Source organism: Nonomuraea sp. NPDC003214 (assembly GCF_053590035.1).
The window spans coordinates 622,409-637,199 of sequence record NZ_JBSFSX010000003.1 but is presented as its reverse complement, the minus strand read 5'-3'; the positions used below and the strand labels follow the sequence as shown (position 1 = coordinate 637,199).

The following is a 14,791-nucleotide window of genomic DNA, read 5'->3' as shown; positions in this document are numbered from 1 at the left end:
TGATTGCGGCCGTTGTCGCGCCGCTCCGGCCGCCGCCCTCTTTTCGTACGGCCGCGTCCGTACGAGGCTGTAGCTATGAATGCGACGGTAGGAGACCGGCTCCTCGTGCACGGGAACACCGTTGGCGAAAGGGACCGGAGCGGAGTGATCATCGAGGTCCAGGGCGCGGACGGCGGCCCTCCGTACATCGTGCGCTTCGACGACGGGCACACCGGGCTGGTGTTTCCCGGCCCTGATGCCGTCATTGTGCCTCAGTAGAATTTCCCCGTGAGATCAGAACTCATCTCCGTGGCCACGGGTTCACGCGAGACGGTGCACGACATCACCGGGGAATGCGCCGAATTCGTCCGCGCGCGGGGTGACGACGGGCTGCTGCACGTCTTCGTCCCGCACGCGACGGCCGGCGTGGCGCTGCTGGAGCTCGGCTCCGGCAGCGACGACGACCTGCTGTCCGCGCTGCGTGACCTGCTGCCGGCCGACGACCGGTGGCGCCACGCCCACGGCTCGCGCGGTCACGGCAGGTCACACGTGATGCCCGCGTTCATTCCGCCGTACGTCACGGTCCCCGTGCTGGGCGGCAGATTGGCGCTGGGCACCTGGCAGTCCATCGCGCTGGTGGACCTGAATGTCGACAACCCGCAACGCCAGGTTCGGCTGTCGTTTTTGTCTGATTGATTCTGGCCGAGTAGGGCCGTACCCGTGGCGACCGTTGACGACTGAGGGTCACAGCGTGTGGACTGTCCCGAAGCGATAAACCGCATATGCGGGGCCACTCAAGCAGGAGGGATAAACGTGAGCGCGACCGCGGGTCAGGCGCAGGGCGAGCGCGGCCTGGCCGAACGACTCGGCCTCAAGCCGGGTCAGGTGGTGCAGGAGATCGGCTGGGACGAGGACGTCGATGACGAGCTTCGCGATTCCATCGAGGACCTGACCGGCAACGAACTGCTGGACGAAGACACCGACGACGTCGTCGACGTGGTGCTGCTGTGGTGGCGCGACGGCGACGGGGACCTGTTCGACGTCCTGAGCGGCGATGCCATGCGAGCACTCGCCGACGGTGGCCAGATCTGGTTGCTGACTCCGAAGGCCGGGCGCGAGGGCCACGTGGAGCCGAGCGACATCGGGGAGGATGCCACTACGGCCGGTCTATCGCAGACCAGCAGCATCTCCGCGGCCCCCGACTGGTCGGGGACCAGGCTCGTCGCCCCGAAGGGCCGGCGGTAGGAGCCTGACGACAGGAGCGCGGACGCCAGCCGTACGGCAGGATGGAACCGTGAACGGGCATCCTGCCGGGGTCGGCGCCCCGGCTCCCGAATTCGAGCTGCGGGACCAGCACGGCACTCCGGTGAGGCTTTCTCAGTTCCGGGGCAGGAAGGTCGTGCTGGTCTTCTACCCGCTGGCGTTCAGCGGCGTGTGCCACCGCGAGCTGTCCGATCTGCGTGACTTCGCCGCGGGTGACGCGCAGATCCTCACCGTCTCGGTCGACTCGATGTTCACGCATCGTGCCTGGGCGGACCAGGAGGGTTACGTTTTTCCCCTGCTCTCCGATTTCTGGCCACATGGACAGGTGGCGCGGGCGTACGGTGTGTTCGACGAGACGAAGGGCGTCGCGCGGCGGGGCACCTTCGTCATCGACGGCGAGGGCGTGATCCGCTGGTCGGTGGTCAACCCGGCCGGTGAGGCGCGCGACGTCGCCGACTACGCCAAGGCGCTCGCCGACATCTCGTAACGGAGGAAACGATGCCCTGCTACCGCTGCGGGGCCCGGCAGACCGACCCCGTCCGCGGGGCCAGCCCCTGGAAGCGCGCGGTGCGCCGGGAGCGGCAGGTGCTCATCTGCCCGGACTGTCAACGCCTGCACGACCTCGACCTGGAATCGTGCGGCTCGTGCGGGTCCACGTCGATGATCTGCCGGCTCGGCGAGGTCGAGTGCCGTTCCTGCGGCGCCGTCCGCACCGCCCGTGCCCTGGTCGACCCCGAGGCGCTGATCGGCTCCGGCGCTCCGCCCGGGCTGTCCGCGGAGGTCGAGGCGGCGCTCAACCGGGTGCTCGGACGCGCCTGATCTTGCAGGACTTTTCCAGACATTTGCTGAGCTGCGCTATCGTTCCGTTTCGTGTCCTCAACTAGTTCGTTCGTCGTCGCGCTGGACGTCGGTGGCACGTCCATGAAGGGCGGCCTGGTCAGCGAGACCGGCACCGTGCTGCTGAGCGAGCGCCGCTCCACCCCGCGCGCCGAAGGGCCCGAGGCGGTCGTCGCCGCCATCCGCGCCTTCATCAGCCACCTCGCCGCCTCCGGCGACGGCACGCCCGCGGGCGTCGGCCTGGCCGTCCCCGGCCTGGTCTCCGAGGACACGGCCCTCTACGCCGCCAACCTCGGCTGGAGCGAGGTCCCCGCCACCGACTTCACCGAACTCGACGTGCCCGTCATCCTCGGCCACGACGTCCGCACCGGCGGCCTCGCAGAAAGCGTCCTCGGCGCCGGGCGCGGCGTGCCCGACTTCCTCTTCCTCCCCATCGGCACCGGCATCGCCGGCGCCATGATCATCCACGGCGAGCCGTACGGCGGCGCGTCCGGCTGGGGCGGCGAGATCGGCCACATCCCCGTCTTCCCCGACGGCGAACAGTGCGCCTGCGGCCAGCTCGGCTGCCTGGAGACCTACGCCTCCGCCGCCTCCGTAGGCCGCCGCTACAGCCAGCGCGCCGGCGTCGAAGGCGTACGCGCCGAACAGGTCGTCGCCTCCGACGACCCCGTCGCCATCGAAGTCTGGGACGACGCCGTCGAAGCCCTCTCCCTGGCGCTGGCCACGTACACGCTCCTGCTGGACCCCTCGATGATCGTCCTCGGCGGCGGCCTGGCCGAGGCGGGACCCGCCCTGTTCGATCCGGTTCGTACGCGCCTCGTCAAGCGCCTCACGTTCCGCGACGCCCCGCCCCTGCTGCCGGCCGCCCTGGGCGTCGACGCCGGCATGCTCGGCGCCGCCCTCCTCGGCTGGCGCGCCGCCGGCCGCCCGGACCTGGGCGCCGGGTGGGACGTGGAGGTGCGATCGGCTCCGTTGGTGTCGTAAGGTGTAGTGCCGATCAGGGGGCGGTTAGCTCAGCGGTAGAGCACTCGCCTTACAAGCGAGGGGTCACTGGTTCGAACCCAGTACCGCCCACCAGCAGAAGAAGCCCCGTTTCCGATCATGGAAACGGGGCTTTTCTGCTGGTGGCGTGCCATCAGGGTTGCGTCGATCTTGGCGTTCCGAGCCGAGGCAGTCAGAGGCACAGGCGCCAGCTCAGGAAGGGGCGGCGTACCCGGCTGCCCCTATCGAGGTAACGGCTGCCGCCCATAGCCTGTCCCCGAAAAGGATCATTGTCCAGGCTGCAGCGAAAGGGGAAAATTATGGGCGGCGCATCGCCGATGGCTTACGCCTGGTTCATCGAGGAGTGCCAGAAGGACAGCGACCTGATCGGCGTGACGTTCGTGCGGGGCCTGTCTCCTGAGGAAGCATTGCACCGGGTCGGCGCCACTCCCGGTGACATTTCCCGCGAGGTGGGCATCGCCGCCTACGCGGGAGACGGAGGAGCGGTCCTGATCGACTACCATTGCCAGCCGCTCCCAGAGACCCTCTCCCAAGGTACGGAGATGGCAAGGGTCATTACAGGCATCACCATGGACGAACACTTCGGCTACTCCGTCGAGGGAGTGATGGTCACGGCATTCGAGCCGTTCTTCCCCGGCGATCGGCAGGGCAGCGATCCTGACCGCTTGCTGGCTCATATGCGAGAGCTTGGCATGCCGCTGGATGGAGAGGCCGACTCGCGGACCTCCATCGGTCTCGCCATTGCGCTGGCCGCACGAGCCACTGGAGTCACCCTGACACCGGCTCACTATGGGGCGGAGCCTGTCGTGGGGTCGATCGACTGAAGGTCCCGATCCAGCGACCTGCCATGCAATGCATGTAATGATCACGCAGCTCATCGTGGCGAGAGATCGTTCTGTCGTATGGAGAAGGCCGCTCCTGGAGAGCAACGAAGGAAGGTTACGGTGGCCGATCCGCTTGCCCCGTTCCGTTGGTTGGAAGCCTTTCCAGGGGACCATGACGACCTGCTTGGCGAGATCTTCTGCGTGTCCTTCTTTCGCAGGCTCGAACCTGCTGAGGTGCTGCGCCGCTTCGGGGCCGGACGCCCAGGGCGAGAGATGACCTTCCATGAACTCGCTGGGGAGGTCTGGGAGGCCATAGGAATGACTGATGACGACTATGTCGGGGTCGTCCAGGCCGGTGAGTGGGGCGTGGCCGTCGAACTGCGGGGTTGCCAGGCGGTGCTGCCCGATCGGCTGACCGGGCTGTCTCGGGGATGTGAGGTGGTGGCGGTGGCACGGCACGATCATGCGGAGGACAGCTTCGTGTACGCGGCGGATGGCGAGGTCGTCACCAGCTTCACGCCGCACTCGCCAGGCACCCGGTGGGGCAGAGATCCGGACCTGATCAACGAGCTCATGCGTGAAACCGGCTTGCCTCCGGAGAAGTTGGATGAGGAGGCATGGGAGGCGACGTGGGATGACATGTACATGAACAGGATTTCGCGCGCGTTCTTGCTGGCAGCCAAGATCACGGGCGTGGTGTTCACCCCCAGCGTCCTCGACGAGCCCCTGCTTGTCGGCGCCATCAGTCAATGATCACGAGGGGCGTGCACTGGTGCTGCGGGTGGCGACCGGGTTTGGCCCACCGTCAAGGTGGGGGAGTCCGCAATGATCAGCTTGCATCGGGTTGGAAGTCCTTGAATCTGTCCATGTCACTGGCCACAAGGTCGAAGAAGCTGCGATGGCGCTCGACTCCCGGCAGCCACGCGGCCGCGAAGCACGCTTCCCATTCTCCCGCCGGGCTGATGACGTGCGGGTTGAGGAAATAGTCGCCCTCGTCGAACTGCCCGATCAGGATGGAATCGGGGAGATATTCGGGGCGGTAGAACACGGAATCCTGGTCGTCGCCGTAGACGAAGTAGTCCTCATCCGATGCACTGTCGATGGGGTAGGGCTGATTGGGGTCCGCCAGTTCGGCCAGCCATGGGGCGAGGGTTCGCACCCGCCCGATTTCGTGGACGGGCCGGAAGATGCCCTCCCCCCACCCGTTCGCGATGCGGAGGAAGGCGCGATAAGTCGGCGGGAGGCGTATACCAAGACGTTCCTCCCGCTCGGCGATTTCGGCCTCGCTTGCGCCTATCGCCGGGAACCCCGGTGCCTGCCCAAGGAGTTCGCGCCATGCGTTGTCGGTGTCGCTCATGGCGGAGACCATAGCGATCAGATCTGACATGTCATCCGATGCCGCGGGTGGTACCTCACCCGGCCCGGGTCGGCATCCATCCCTCTGGCGAGCCCGCCTACCGTGACAGGGCCAATCCGGAAGAGCCTTATCCGAAACCCGCTGGCCAAGGCCTTGAGCACATTCGGGTCATCGATCTGTTGTGCCCGCCAGCTTGATTGAATGGCAGGTGATCGGCATGATCACCGTGCCATTGGCCAGCCTCTGAAGCGGTAGGGGGGTGGCCAGCGGTGTGAGGGTGGCCGCAACCCGGGATCGGGCATCATGGCCGCTTACAAGCGAGGCGCCCGCGGGATGCGGCCTGGGGGTCGGTCTCGTGTGGGAGGTCGCGCCGAAGAGCGACGGCCGGTCGGGCATCTCACGGACTCGGCGGATCGCCGAGGTCCCTGCGTCTACCGGAAACCGCCCGTGAGGGCCAGGTAGGCGAGGAGAACCGCGCCGACGACAAGCCCCGCGTAGGCCATCGAGCCGAGAGCGCTGCCCGGTTTCGATGCCCGGGGTTTCTTGCCGGAGTTCTGGATCAAGGCCGCGAGCACAACCCAGGCGATGGCGATGAAGACGGCGGCGAACGTGTCAGTCATGGTGAGCGTCTTCCCGGATTCGTTCAGGCAGCAGGCCAGGGACATGAGGTCGAGCGGCGTTCTTTTCGTTCAGGGTTACGTCCAAGAGGTTGGGATTTTGGCCCTCTGATTCACAGGCGGGCGAGGCACGCGGGAAGCGCAGACCAGGCAGGAAGACGGGGCCCGCCCATGGGCGTGGCCCCGGCGCTGCGCGAGATCTGCGCGGCTCGCGCCGGGGCGACGGTGAAACGTGTGCCGCGTGTTGGGGGCTATGGATGTGAAGAATGGGAGCTTGAGCCTTCTGGTACTTTCTCGAGGCTCTTCGTGGCGGTCATGAGCCCGCCAGGGACACTTTCACTCCGTCTGAGAAGATCGAATCGTGGAGCTCGATCGAGACAGGCTTCACATTCTTCGGAATGTCGAACAGCACCACGCCGTCCACCGAGTTGCCAGGGTTGATCTTCTCGTAGAGCGACTTCGAGTCATCCAGGTAGAAGGCTGCCTCCGACGACGCTTCGAATTCGCGGCCCTTTGCGTCGAACAGCTTCTGCTCGGCGCCCATGAACGACTCCGACTCATCGCCGATGTTCGTCACCTTGACATGGACGAGCAGGAACACGCCTTGCGCGTCCTTGCTGAGGAATTCGCCGCCGACCCGGTCTCGCTTCTCCAGCCTGGTGACGGTGAACTCGAACTTTCCGTCTCGTACCCGTGAGCCGATCCCTGCGGTCTTAGGCTTGGCTTCCGGCTTAGCTTCTGCTTCTGCGGCATCGGATTCCGGTTCCGGTGCTTGGTCTTCGTCGGCGGGTTCGCGGTCGGCCACGACCGTCGTCGGGGCGCTGCTGCCCCCACCGGTAGCCGCGGCGATGAGCACCGCACAGCCGCCGAACACGAACACCAGCACCACGCCGATGATCAGCAGGATCAGCGGGGCGCTGCTCTTCTTCCTCGGCGGCGGGCCGGGTGGATAGCCGTAACCCTGCTGTGGAGGGTACGTCGGCTGCTGCGGCCTGTATCCGTAAGGGTCTTGCCCGTATGGCTGCGACATCGCAGGGGCTCCGAATCACGAAAGAAGAGAACGGGGGGTAGGGATTGGGACGTTCCAGCCTCCTGCTTGGTTGCCGTGGCTGAGGGGATGTGCGTGTCCGGATGTGGACAGGCAGCTCGGCGGCCCTGGTGTTTGTAATGGTTTGTGGTGATCTGTGTGTCCGGGGTCGCGCACCGTTTGAAATGCAGCTCTCGAAGTGTGGGACCGGGCCGTGCGTGAGTAGCGGCCCCACCGGTCGCATTGCCCGCGAGCGTGCGCGGCCTGGTGGCAGGGCCTCCCGCTGGGTGACAGTGGCCAGGAACGGTAGTGGGTCCGCTTCCCGTCGATGGAGAATGCCGGTATCTAGGCGCGGCCGTAGAACTCGCGGATGAAACGGTAACTTCGCGGTACCCTTCGGGCGGCCTCTTCCTTGTCTTGAGGGTCCTACTCCTCGTCCGTTGAATGAAACGCTCCCGCGAACGTCTCACCGCGGGCTTCAAGGACGTCGAACAGGGCTTGGGTATCCGTGCCCGTCACTTCCTCCCAGGCGGTCAGAGCCACATAGGCGAGGCCTTCCAGCTCCGGCCAGTCGTCATCGGTGCGGGGTATCCGGTCTCGCTGCATGGTGAGAAAGCGCTGGACCTCTGGCACGTCCGAAAGCGTGTCCGGGTCGGCGGTGACCTTTTCGAAGATTTCACGGCCGAGGCCGACCAGCCACATCTGGAAATACTCGAAGCTGTCGCTACTGCCTGTCAGATATAAAATGTTGGACGCGCCTCCCAGCAGGTTGGTGTTGGCCTTACGCCGAGCTTCGAGAATCCACGACTCGAAGTCGATGATGTCCTCGACGGTCCGTCGCATGAGCTCCTGTTGCAGCCATTGCAGGCGCGCTTCGTTCGGACGATGTTGTGCGGATCGCTCGATCAGGTGCCAGAACTCGTCGATGTCCATAGTGGTGATCGTGGCATATGCCGATGACAGAACTGGTGGGTCCGAAAGGGGTGCCGCCTCAATCGTCCGCCGGATGACGATGCGCTGGATCGATGAGACAAGCGGGACTCCGTGGGCAGCCAGGCTTAAGGCGTGGGAGGTCGTCGCCCTGAGCGGCAGCCACGGACCCGCCACAGCGCATCCCGCCGACAGGAAGATAGGCGCTAGGAACAGTACGAGTGACCAGCCCCGTCACCGTATGGACAGTGGCCGGTGCGCTTTTCGTCGACGGCGTAGACCGCGATGGGATTGGCGTGGAGGAGTGGCGAATTTGGACTGGTCCTGGGGGACGGCTGATGTGGGCCTCGCCTGCTCCACTGGGCGCCGTCCATGACGTGACCGCGACCCGGATGATTGGCCTGATCGACGCCCTGAGCAGGGTCGCGTACGAGTTGGTGTGGTTGCGGGACACTGGGGTGGAGGAGGGGACGTGAGCGGCCTCTGGCTTGTGGACATCGACGGCGCACTCGCGTTACGCGGCGATCGCGGACCGTACGAGTGGGATCGGGTAGGCGAGGATCAGCCGAACCCGCTTCAGGCCCTGCTGCGTGACGAACACCGCATCGGCTACGTGTCCGGTAGGAAAGAGAGGTGCCGGCGCCAGACGGAGAAGTGGCTGTGCGCCCATGTCGGCTACTGGGACGACACCGAAGGGCTGTGGATGCGAGGCAACGGAGCCAACCGGGCTGACACGGTCGTGAAGCGGGAGATCTACGAGCGGCATTTCGCTCACCTCCGGATCGCCGGGGTGATCGACGACTGGGCGTCCGTGGTCGCGATGTGGCGGCGGCTCGGGTTGACCGTGCTGCAGGTGGCTGGAGGCCGGTTCTGATGAACCTTCTCGATCTCACCGAGCCTGCCGCCCTCGACCATGTCGCCAAGTGTGCGGCCTGCAAGCACACCCTCAGGACCCCGGAGTCCCGCGCGCTGGGGTTGGGGCCGGGCTGTGCTTCCAAGCTGGGGTTGGCTCCCCGGAAGCCGTTGAGGATCACCGGAGTGCCGCGAGGATGGGCTGTCGAAGGGCAGATCGATCTGCTGGAGGAAGGGTGATCCTGGAACGGCATCGCGGAGGGTGGACGTAAGGCCCTGGGGTGGGGCCTTTATGGTCGATCTTGGCGGCGGGGCGGTGCTGTGATCACTGTCTGCGTGACCGAGGCGGGTGACAAGTACGATTCCTCCAGGACTGCCGGGATCTCTCCATACCGCCCCAGAAGAGTGGCTGTGGCCAGGAGTCGATCGAGTCCGGGGAACTGAGCGAGGCCGTGGCGGAGGGCCGGCGGCCGTGCGGCACCTGCGGAGGGACGACGCCGTGACCAACCACCAGTGCACCTGCTCCGGTTCGGCCATTGGCGAGCCGTGGCGCTGCCCTGACTGCGGCACACTGTGGGAACCGCTGCCGCAACAGGCAGCGGAGCACGCCGGCCATCAGGCGGACATGCGGCAGGCGGACACACCGCCGTGGGCCGAAGAGCCGATGAGCACGAAAGGTGTCGTCATCGGTGTCGCCATGGGGTGCGCCGTGGGGCTCCCGATGCTTCTCCAGTACGAGATGCCGGTTCTCGCCGGCGTGCTGGCCGTCGTGGGGATCGGGGTTCTCGCCTGGTGGTTCTGGCAGGTCGTCCGCGGGTGAGACGAGTACGGTCCATTCGGGTGTCCGCTCAGCGTAGCGCGCCCTCCAGCAGGCCCATGATGACCATGTCGTGCCACGTGGCGTTCCGGCGGAAGGCTTCTCGTTCGCGGCCCTCCACGATGAAGCCGGCCTTTTCGTAGACGCGGATGGCGGCGGTGTTCTCCGCGACTACGGTGAGCCGGATTCTGTGAAGGCGTATTTCCGCGAAGCCGTATCGGCTGGGAGCGGAGGGGGCGTGTCCGTGGGTCGCCTGGTGCCTTGTGCTGACATTTGGTGACTCGTCCGAAAATCAGATGTGACCCATCACGCCTCCCGCTACGGTGGAATCAGTTCATGAGGACCGAAAAAGCGCGGCATCGAATGCGGCGCCTTTTCCGGGCTCGTGAGCTGGTCAGGTCTGGTGCTGGTACGGGTCGAAGCTTGTCGGTTATCCACTTCTCATGGGGTTGTCGCAGGTTCGAGTCCTGCCCGAGGCTCCGGTCTCGGTAGCTCAGTCGGCAGAGCGCCAATACCGGCGGGCGCGCCCATATCCGTGCCAGTTCCAGACCTGATCGCTCGTCAGTCCCGTCGGTGGCGCGGGTCGAATCTGATCGGTTATCGCTCTTCCAAAGCGGAGACCCGGGTTCGAATCCCGGCGCCGCCCCTCGGGCGGTGTGGTGCAGCGGCCTAGCACGTCTGAATCCGGTCAGTCTCCCCACATCCGCGCCACCGACAGGGGTGACGAGCGAGGGGAGCGGGTCGAAGGTCGTCGGTTATCGGGAACAGAGGGTCGCAGGTTCGAATCCTGCCCTCCCGGCTCGTCGGGAGGTGGCGCAGCCTGGACAGCGCATCTGTCCAACCCGGCGGTCGTCACCACATCCGCTCCCTTTTCTCATGTCCGCCCCCGGGCGGGTCGAATCGAAGGAGCGCACGATGGCACGTGACCCTCTCGCGAACGTCTCGACGATCGCCACCCCGCAGACCCTGCCGATGCCGGGCCGCGCCGACCAGGTGCGCAACGCCGCCGGCGGCTACGTGTTCGCCAAGGACCTGTGGACGCGCGTGGAGGACTTCCTGATCCTCGGCACCACGGGCGGCACGTACTACGTGGGCGAGGACCAGCTGACCGCCGAGAACGCGGGCGTGCTGTTCCAGGCGATCGCCGAGGACGGGCCGCGCGTCGTCGCTTTGCTCACCGAGATCTCGACGGCTCGGCCGCCGCGGGCTCCGAAGCAGGGCCCGGCGCTGTTCGCTCTCGCCGCGGCGTACGCGAAGGGGGACGCGGACACGCGCCAGGCGGCGAAGGCGGCGTTGGCGAAGGTCGCGCGCACCACGGATCATCTGGCGAAGTTCTTCGGCTACTACAAGAACCTCGGCGGCAAGCCGACCGCCCGCGGCACCGCCCCCAGGGTGGGGCGTTCGCTGCGGACGGCGCTCGGCTCCTGGTTCCTGACCGGGTCGCCGGACGACGTGGCGTTCCGGGCGTGCAAGGCCCGGCAGCGCAGGACGCCGCAGGGCGAGAGCCTGGACCTGCGCGACGTCCTCCGGATCGCGCACCCGGTGGCCGACGACGAGCAGCGTAAGACGTTGTTCGGGTGGATCGCCGGGAACGTGTCCGACGACGAGGCGCGTGACGAGCTGCCCGCCGTCGACCGGTTCCTGACCGCGAAGGCCGTCACCACGCCGGCCGAGGCGGTCCGGGTGGTGACGGCGGCGCGGGCGCCGTGGGAGTTCCTGCCGGACGCGATGCTGCGTGAGCCCTCGGTGTGGGAGGCGCTGATCGACACGGTCGGCCTGACCGCGCTGATCCGGAACCTGGCCCGCATGACGCGGATCGGCGCGCTGGAGCCGCTCGGCGACGGCACCGCCCGCGTCGTGGCGCGGCTGACGGACCGGGAGGCGATCACGCGTGCCCGCATCCACCCGATGGACGCCTGGCTGGCGCTGCGCGTCTACGCCTCCGGCCAGGCCCGGCCGAACCCGCGCGCCGGCCGGCACACGTGGAAGCCCGTCCCGGCGATCCTGGACGCGCTGGAGCGGACGTACGAGCTCGCCTTCGGCGCGGTCGAGCCGTCCGGGAAGCGGCTGCTGGTCGCGGTGGACTCGTCCGGGTCGATGGCCTGGGGCGACGGCGTCCGCGTCGGAGGCTCGCCGGTCGGCTCGCCGTACGAGGTCGGCTGCGCGATGGCGGTCATGCTGTCCCGCGTCGAGAAGGGCAACGTCCACGTCATCGACGTCGACACCAGGGCGCGCGGGTCCAAGGTGACGCCGCGCACCAACCTGCGCGAGATCGCCCGCTGGCAGCCGTCCGGCGGCGGCACGGACCTGTCGCTGCCATTCACGTGGGCGGCTCGCAAGGGGTTCCACGCCGACGGGATCGTGGTGTTCACGGACAACGAGACGTGGGCGGGGCGGTCCCACCCGGCGCAGGCGCTGGCCGCCTACCGGCGTACGGTCAACCCGGACGCGCGGGTCGTCGTCGTGGCGATGACCCCGACCGGGTACTCGATCGGCGACCCGGGCGACGACGGCGTGCTGAACGTGGCCGGGCTGGACGCGTCGCTGCCGCTGATCGTGAACGGGTTCGTCCGCACGCGGGCGGCGGCGGGTGCGGCGATATAGGGGAAGTATAGCGGCCCCGACAATTCTTCCTTCATCGAAGTTTATGGAGGAGAAGAATGACGGAGCTGAGTGCGGCCGCCGGTCTTGATTCGGAGCAGCGCGGCCTCATCAAAGAAATAGTCTGCGAGATTCTCGAGATCGACCCCGCGGAAATCACGGACGACAGCCTCTTCAAGGAGGACCACGACGCCGACTCGCTGCGCGCCATCGAAATTCTCGCCGCGATCGAGCGGGCCTGCAAGGTCACCATCGACCAGGCCGAACTGTCCAGGATGACCAGCCTGAACGGCGTCTACGCCGTCGTCGCAGAGGCCTAGGGCAGACAACCGCGGAGGCGTTGTGATGCGCAGGGTGGTCATCACCGGCATCGGAGTGGTAACCAGTATCGGGATCGGCGTCGGAGAATTCCTCTCCGGCATCAGGTCGGGGCGCAGCGGGGTCAAGCCGATCGGCGCGTTCGACACGACCGGGTTCGAATACGGCAACGCCTGCGAGGTCGCGGGTTTCGATCCGGAAGCGTATATCGAGAGGCTCGACCCGGCCGAGCTCGGGCGGGCGAGCCAGTTGTCGGTGGCGGCGGCCGGGATGGCCGTCAAGGATGCCGGGATGTCGCTCGCCGAGCTGCGGTCGCGGCGTTCCCTGGTGTCGGTGGGGACGACCAACGGCGAGGGGCGGGACTTCGACGTCCTGACCGGCCAGGGGGTCGACTCCGGCATGGAGGGGCTGGACCCGGCCCTGGCCGGCAGGATCGGCGCGGGGCGGCTGTCGTCCGGCATCGCGCGGGAGATGGGGCTGACGGACACCGAGGCCGTCACGCTGCCGACCGCGTGCGCGGCCGGCAACTACGCCATCGGCTACGGGTTCGACGCCGTACGCAGCGGTGACGTGGAGGTGGCGCTGTGCGGCGGCGCCGACGCGCTGTGCCGTAAGACGTTCGCCGGCTTCTACCGGCTCGGCACGATCGCGCCCGAGGTGTGCCAGCCGTTCGACCGGGATCGCAAGGGCATCCTGACCGGTGAGGGCGCGGGGATCCTCCTCATGGAGAGCCTCGACACGGCGCTGGCCCGGGGCGCGAAGATCTACGCCGAGGTGCTGGGGTTCGGGCTCAACTGCGACGCCCACCACCCGGTGGCCCCGGAGCGCGACAGCATCGCCTCCTGCATCCGGCTGGCGCACGAGGACGCGGGCATCAAGCCGTCGGAGGTGGACTTCATCTCCGCGCACGGCACCGGCACCAAGGCGAACGACGTCACTGAGGCGCAGGCCATCCACCAGGTGTTCGGTGGCAGCCCGCCGCCCACGGTGTCGATCAAGTCGATGCTCGGGCACTCGATGGGCGCGGCCAGCGCGCTCGCCGCGGCGGCCTGCGCGCTGGCGCTCACCGAGGGCTTCATCCCGCCGACGATCAACCACGTCGAGACGGACCCGGAGTGCGCCGTCGACTGTGTGCCGAACCAGGAGCGGGTCGCCGACCTGCGGGTGGTGCAGAACAACGCGCTGGCCTTCGGCGGCAACAACGCGGTGCTCATCCTCGGCAAGCACGAGGAGAGTTGATGTCGGGTGTGGCCATCTGCGGCGCGGGCGCCGTGGCGAGCGTCGGCTCCAGCCTGGGGGAGATCTTCCAGGCGCTGTGCGCGGGCCGCAGCGGGCTGGGCACGCCGAACGGGTTCGACCTCGGCAAGTACCGTACGCGGCTCTCGTTCGAGATCGACGACCGGCCCGAGCGCGGCCGGGACGTGCCGCTGCGCTCGACGCGCTGGCTGGAGCACGTGATCGAGGTCGCGGCGGCCGAGGCGGAGCTGCCGGACCTGCGCGGCGTGCCGATCCTGATCGGCACGACGCTGCGCGAGCTGCGCTCGGTGGAGCTGCGCTGGCGCGACGGCGTCGACTTCGACCTGGAGGAGCTGCACTTCGGGCCCGCGCTGCGCCGGCGTTTCGGCGCGGTGCAGGTCTCCACGGTCGCGAACGCCTGCGCCGCCTCGCTGTACGCGCTCGCGCTCGGGTGCGACCTCATCGAGACCGGGGCGGCGGACACGGTGATCGTGGCCGGGGTCGACAACATCTCCGAGAGCACCTACGGCCTGCTGGACCGCTGCTACCCGGAGGCCCCGGACGCGCTGCGGCCCTTCGACAAGGCGCGCCGGGGCATGCTGCAGGGCGAGGGTGCCGCGGCGATCGTGCTGCGCCGGGCGCAGAGCGCGCGGCACGGCTGGGTGCGCTCGGTCGCGGTCAACTGCGACGCGCACCACCCGTCCGCGCCGGACGCCAAGAGCATCACGATCGCGATGCGGCAGGCGCACACGCGGGCCGGGCTGACCCCGGCCGACATCGACCTGCTGATGCTGCACGGCACCGGCACGCCGCTCAACGACGAGGCCGAGGCCAGGAGCGTCGGCGAGGTGTTCGGCCAGAGCGCCCCGCCGCCGTGGATGACCGCGATCAAGTCGATGACCGGTCACACCGCGGGCGCGTCCGGGCTGCACAGCCTGCTCGTGGCGGTGGAGTCGATGCGCACCGGCACGATCCCGCCGGTGGTGGGCGTGCGGGAGGTCATGGACGAGATGGCCGGCCTGCGGCTGGTACGCGACGAGGCCGTGGGCGACGAGCTGCGGCTGGCGCAGGTCAACGCGTTCGGGTTCGGCGGGCTGAACGCCGTCGCGGTGGTGGAGCGCCCATGACGAC

At 67.8% G+C, this 14,791-nt stretch carries 20 protein-coding genes, 2 tRNA genes and 1 pseudogene; 18 read left to right on the top strand and 5 right to left on the bottom strand.

Annotated elements, in window-relative coordinates; all coding sequences use genetic code 11:
• Positions 1 to 75 precede the first annotated feature (75 nt).
• The 9 genes from ACWDXC_RS11805 to ACWDXC_RS11765 all read left to right on the top strand — a co-directional run bounded on the left by ACWDXC_RS11805 (position 76) and on the right by ACWDXC_RS11765 (position 4,658).
• Positions 76 to 258, top strand: coding sequence for a DUF1918 domain-containing protein (locus ACWDXC_RS11805; protein ID WP_219517460.1), 183 nt, complete (start codon positions 76 to 78; stop codon positions 256 to 258).
• A gap of 9 nt (positions 259 to 267) precedes the next feature.
• Entirely contained in the window at positions 268 to 675 is a 408-nt protein-coding gene (locus ACWDXC_RS11800) for a secondary thiamine-phosphate synthase enzyme YjbQ (RefSeq protein ID WP_219517458.1), read from the top strand.
• 117 nt (positions 676 to 792) lie between these two features.
• Positions 793 to 1,224: a DUF3052 domain-containing protein gene (locus ACWDXC_RS11795; RefSeq protein WP_219517457.1), complete on the top strand. Its 432-nt coding sequence runs from the start codon at positions 793 to 795 to the stop codon at positions 1,222 to 1,224.
• Positions 1,225 to 1,273: 49 nt separating this feature from the next.
• Positions 1,274 to 1,729 (top strand): peroxiredoxin, encoded by a 456-nt coding sequence (locus ACWDXC_RS11790; protein WP_357587406.1) that lies wholly within the window; start codon positions 1,274 to 1,276, stop codon positions 1,727 to 1,729.
• Between the two features lie 11 nt (positions 1,730 to 1,740).
• On the top strand, positions 1,741 to 2,061 hold the full coding sequence (locus ACWDXC_RS11785; RefSeq protein ID WP_219517455.1) for a hypothetical protein: 321 nt from the start codon (positions 1,741 to 1,743) through the stop codon (positions 2,059 to 2,061).
• Between the two features lie 51 nt (positions 2,062 to 2,112).
• Entirely contained in the window at positions 2,113 to 3,063 is a 951-nt protein-coding gene (locus ACWDXC_RS11780; protein WP_308126175.1) for an ROK family protein, read from the top strand.
• Between the two features lie 18 nt (positions 3,064 to 3,081).
• Positions 3,082 to 3,156, top strand: a tRNA-Val gene (locus ACWDXC_RS11775).
• Between the two features lie 224 nt (positions 3,157 to 3,380).
• On the top strand, positions 3,381 to 3,905 hold the full coding sequence (locus ACWDXC_RS11770) for a DUF6461 domain-containing protein (RefSeq protein WP_449980819.1): 525 nt from the start codon (positions 3,381 to 3,383) through the stop codon (positions 3,903 to 3,905).
• A gap of 120 nt (positions 3,906 to 4,025) precedes the next feature.
• Positions 4,026 to 4,658: a DUF6461 domain-containing protein gene (locus ACWDXC_RS11765; protein ID WP_449980817.1), complete on the top strand. Its 633-nt coding sequence runs from the start codon at positions 4,026 to 4,028 to the stop codon at positions 4,656 to 4,658.
• Between the two features lie 76 nt (positions 4,659 to 4,734).
• On the opposite strand, the gene ACWDXC_RS11760 is transcribed toward ACWDXC_RS11765, so the two are convergent.
• The 4 genes from ACWDXC_RS11760 to ACWDXC_RS11745 form a co-directional block, all read right to left on the bottom strand.
• On the bottom strand, positions 4,735 to 5,262 hold the full coding sequence (locus tag ACWDXC_RS11760) for an SMI1/KNR4 family protein (RefSeq protein ID WP_449980815.1): 528 nt from the start codon (positions 5,260 to 5,262) through the stop codon (positions 4,735 to 4,737).
• Between the two features lie 431 nt (positions 5,263 to 5,693).
• Positions 5,694 to 5,882 carry a hypothetical protein gene (locus ACWDXC_RS11755; protein WP_449980813.1) on the bottom strand — a complete coding sequence of 63 codons (189 nt, stop codon included), beginning with the start codon at positions 5,880 to 5,882 and terminating at the stop codon, positions 5,694 to 5,696.
• Between the two features lie 310 nt (positions 5,883 to 6,192).
• Entirely contained in the window at positions 6,193 to 6,909 is a 717-nt protein-coding gene (locus ACWDXC_RS11750) for a DUF4352 domain-containing protein (protein ID WP_449980811.1), read from the bottom strand.
• A 423-nt stretch (positions 6,910 to 7,332) separates the two neighbouring features.
• Complete coding sequence (locus tag ACWDXC_RS11745; RefSeq protein ID WP_449980809.1) at positions 7,333 to 7,839, bottom strand: DUF4240 domain-containing protein; 507 nt, start codon at positions 7,837 to 7,839, stop codon at positions 7,333 to 7,335.
• Between the two features lie 320 nt (positions 7,840 to 8,159).
• On the opposite strand from ACWDXC_RS11745, the pseudogene ACWDXC_RS11740 reads away from it, so the two are divergent.
• The 4 genes and pseudogenes from ACWDXC_RS11740 to ACWDXC_RS11725 form a co-directional block, all read left to right on the top strand.
• Positions 8,160 to 8,258: pseudogene (locus ACWDXC_RS11740) on the top strand (IS5/IS1182 family transposase); the annotation flags it as partial.
• 50 nt (positions 8,259 to 8,308) lie between these two features.
• A complete protein-coding gene (locus ACWDXC_RS11735; RefSeq protein WP_449980807.1) occupies positions 8,309 to 8,710 on the top strand; it encodes a phosphatase domain-containing protein in 402 nt (133 codons plus the stop codon).
• Complete coding sequence (locus ACWDXC_RS11730) at positions 8,710 to 8,928, top strand: DUF6011 domain-containing protein (protein WP_219511683.1); 219 nt, start codon at positions 8,710 to 8,712, stop codon at positions 8,926 to 8,928. Before ACWDXC_RS11735 ends, ACWDXC_RS11730 begins: the two co-directional genes overlap by 1 nt.
• 259 nt (positions 8,929 to 9,187) lie before the next feature.
• Complete coding sequence (locus ACWDXC_RS11725) at positions 9,188 to 9,508, top strand: hypothetical protein (protein ID WP_449980805.1); 321 nt, start codon at positions 9,188 to 9,190, stop codon at positions 9,506 to 9,508.
• A gap of 28 nt (positions 9,509 to 9,536) precedes the next feature.
• On the opposite strand, the gene ACWDXC_RS11720 is transcribed toward ACWDXC_RS11725, so the two are convergent.
• The gene (locus ACWDXC_RS11720) at positions 9,537 to 9,707 is read right to left on the bottom strand and encodes a GNAT family N-acetyltransferase (RefSeq protein WP_449981028.1); all 171 of its coding nucleotides are present in this window, start codon (positions 9,705 to 9,707) and stop codon (positions 9,537 to 9,539) included.
• A 370-nt stretch (positions 9,708 to 10,077) separates the two neighbouring features.
• Between ACWDXC_RS11720 and ACWDXC_RS11715 the strand changes: the two genes are divergently transcribed.
• From ACWDXC_RS11715 to ACWDXC_RS11695, 5 genes are all read left to right on the top strand, one after another.
• A tRNA-OTHER gene (locus ACWDXC_RS11715) sits at positions 10,078 to 10,151 on the top strand.
• Between the two features lie 269 nt (positions 10,152 to 10,420).
• Positions 10,421 to 12,109: a TROVE domain-containing protein gene (locus ACWDXC_RS11710; protein ID WP_449980803.1), complete on the top strand. Its 1,689-nt coding sequence runs from the start codon at positions 10,421 to 10,423 to the stop codon at positions 12,107 to 12,109.
• Between the two features lie 56 nt (positions 12,110 to 12,165).
• Positions 12,166 to 12,426: an acyl carrier protein gene (locus ACWDXC_RS11705; RefSeq protein WP_449980801.1), complete on the top strand. Its 261-nt coding sequence runs from the start codon at positions 12,166 to 12,168 to the stop codon at positions 12,424 to 12,426.
• Between the two features lie 25 nt (positions 12,427 to 12,451).
• Positions 12,452 to 13,663 (top strand): beta-ketoacyl-[acyl-carrier-protein] synthase family protein, encoded by a 1,212-nt coding sequence (locus ACWDXC_RS11700; protein WP_449980799.1) that lies wholly within the window; start codon positions 12,452 to 12,454, stop codon positions 13,661 to 13,663.
• The gene (locus tag ACWDXC_RS11695) at positions 13,663 to 14,787 is read left to right on the top strand and encodes a beta-ketoacyl synthase N-terminal-like domain-containing protein (protein ID WP_449980798.1); all 1,125 of its coding nucleotides are present in this window, start codon (positions 13,663 to 13,665) and stop codon (positions 14,785 to 14,787) included. The genes ACWDXC_RS11700 and ACWDXC_RS11695 overlap by 1 nt, the downstream gene beginning before the upstream one ends.
• Positions 14,788 to 14,791 lie beyond the last annotated feature (4 nt).

Coding starts and splice junctions, on each gene's coding strand:
- ACWDXC_RS11750 (WP_449980811.1), bottom strand. CDS start 6,909: ATGTCGCAGCCATACGGGCAAGACCCTTACGGATACAGGCCGCAGCAG.
- ACWDXC_RS11745 (WP_449980809.1), bottom strand. CDS start 7,839: ATGGACATCGACGAGTTCTGGCACCTGATCGAGCGATCCGCACAACAT.
- ACWDXC_RS11705 (WP_449980801.1), top strand. CDS start 12,166: ATGACGGAGCTGAGTGCGGCCGCCGGTCTTGATTCGGAGCAGCGCGGC.
- ACWDXC_RS11710 (WP_449980803.1), top strand. CDS start 10,421: ATGGCACGTGACCCTCTCGCGAACGTCTCGACGATCGCCACCCCGCAG.
- ACWDXC_RS11770 (WP_449980819.1), top strand. CDS start 3,381: ATGGGCGGCGCATCGCCGATGGCTTACGCCTGGTTCATCGAGGAGTGC.
- ACWDXC_RS11700 (WP_449980799.1), top strand. CDS start 12,452: ATGCGCAGGGTGGTCATCACCGGCATCGGAGTGGTAACCAGTATCGGG.
- ACWDXC_RS11730 (WP_219511683.1), top strand. CDS start 8,710: ATGAACCTTCTCGATCTCACCGAGCCTGCCGCCCTCGACCATGTCGCC.
- ACWDXC_RS11760 (WP_449980815.1), bottom strand. CDS start 5,262: ATGAGCGACACCGACAACGCATGGCGCGAACTCCTTGGGCAGGCACCG.
- ACWDXC_RS11695 (WP_449980798.1), top strand. CDS start 13,663: ATGTCGGGTGTGGCCATCTGCGGCGCGGGCGCCGTGGCGAGCGTCGGC.
- ACWDXC_RS11755 (WP_449980813.1), bottom strand. CDS start 5,882: ATGACTGACACGTTCGCCGCCGTCTTCATCGCCATCGCCTGGGTTGTG.
- ACWDXC_RS11805 (WP_219517460.1), top strand. CDS start 76: ATGAATGCGACGGTAGGAGACCGGCTCCTCGTGCACGGGAACACCGTT.
- ACWDXC_RS11785 (WP_219517455.1), top strand. CDS start 1,741: ATGCCCTGCTACCGCTGCGGGGCCCGGCAGACCGACCCCGTCCGCGGG.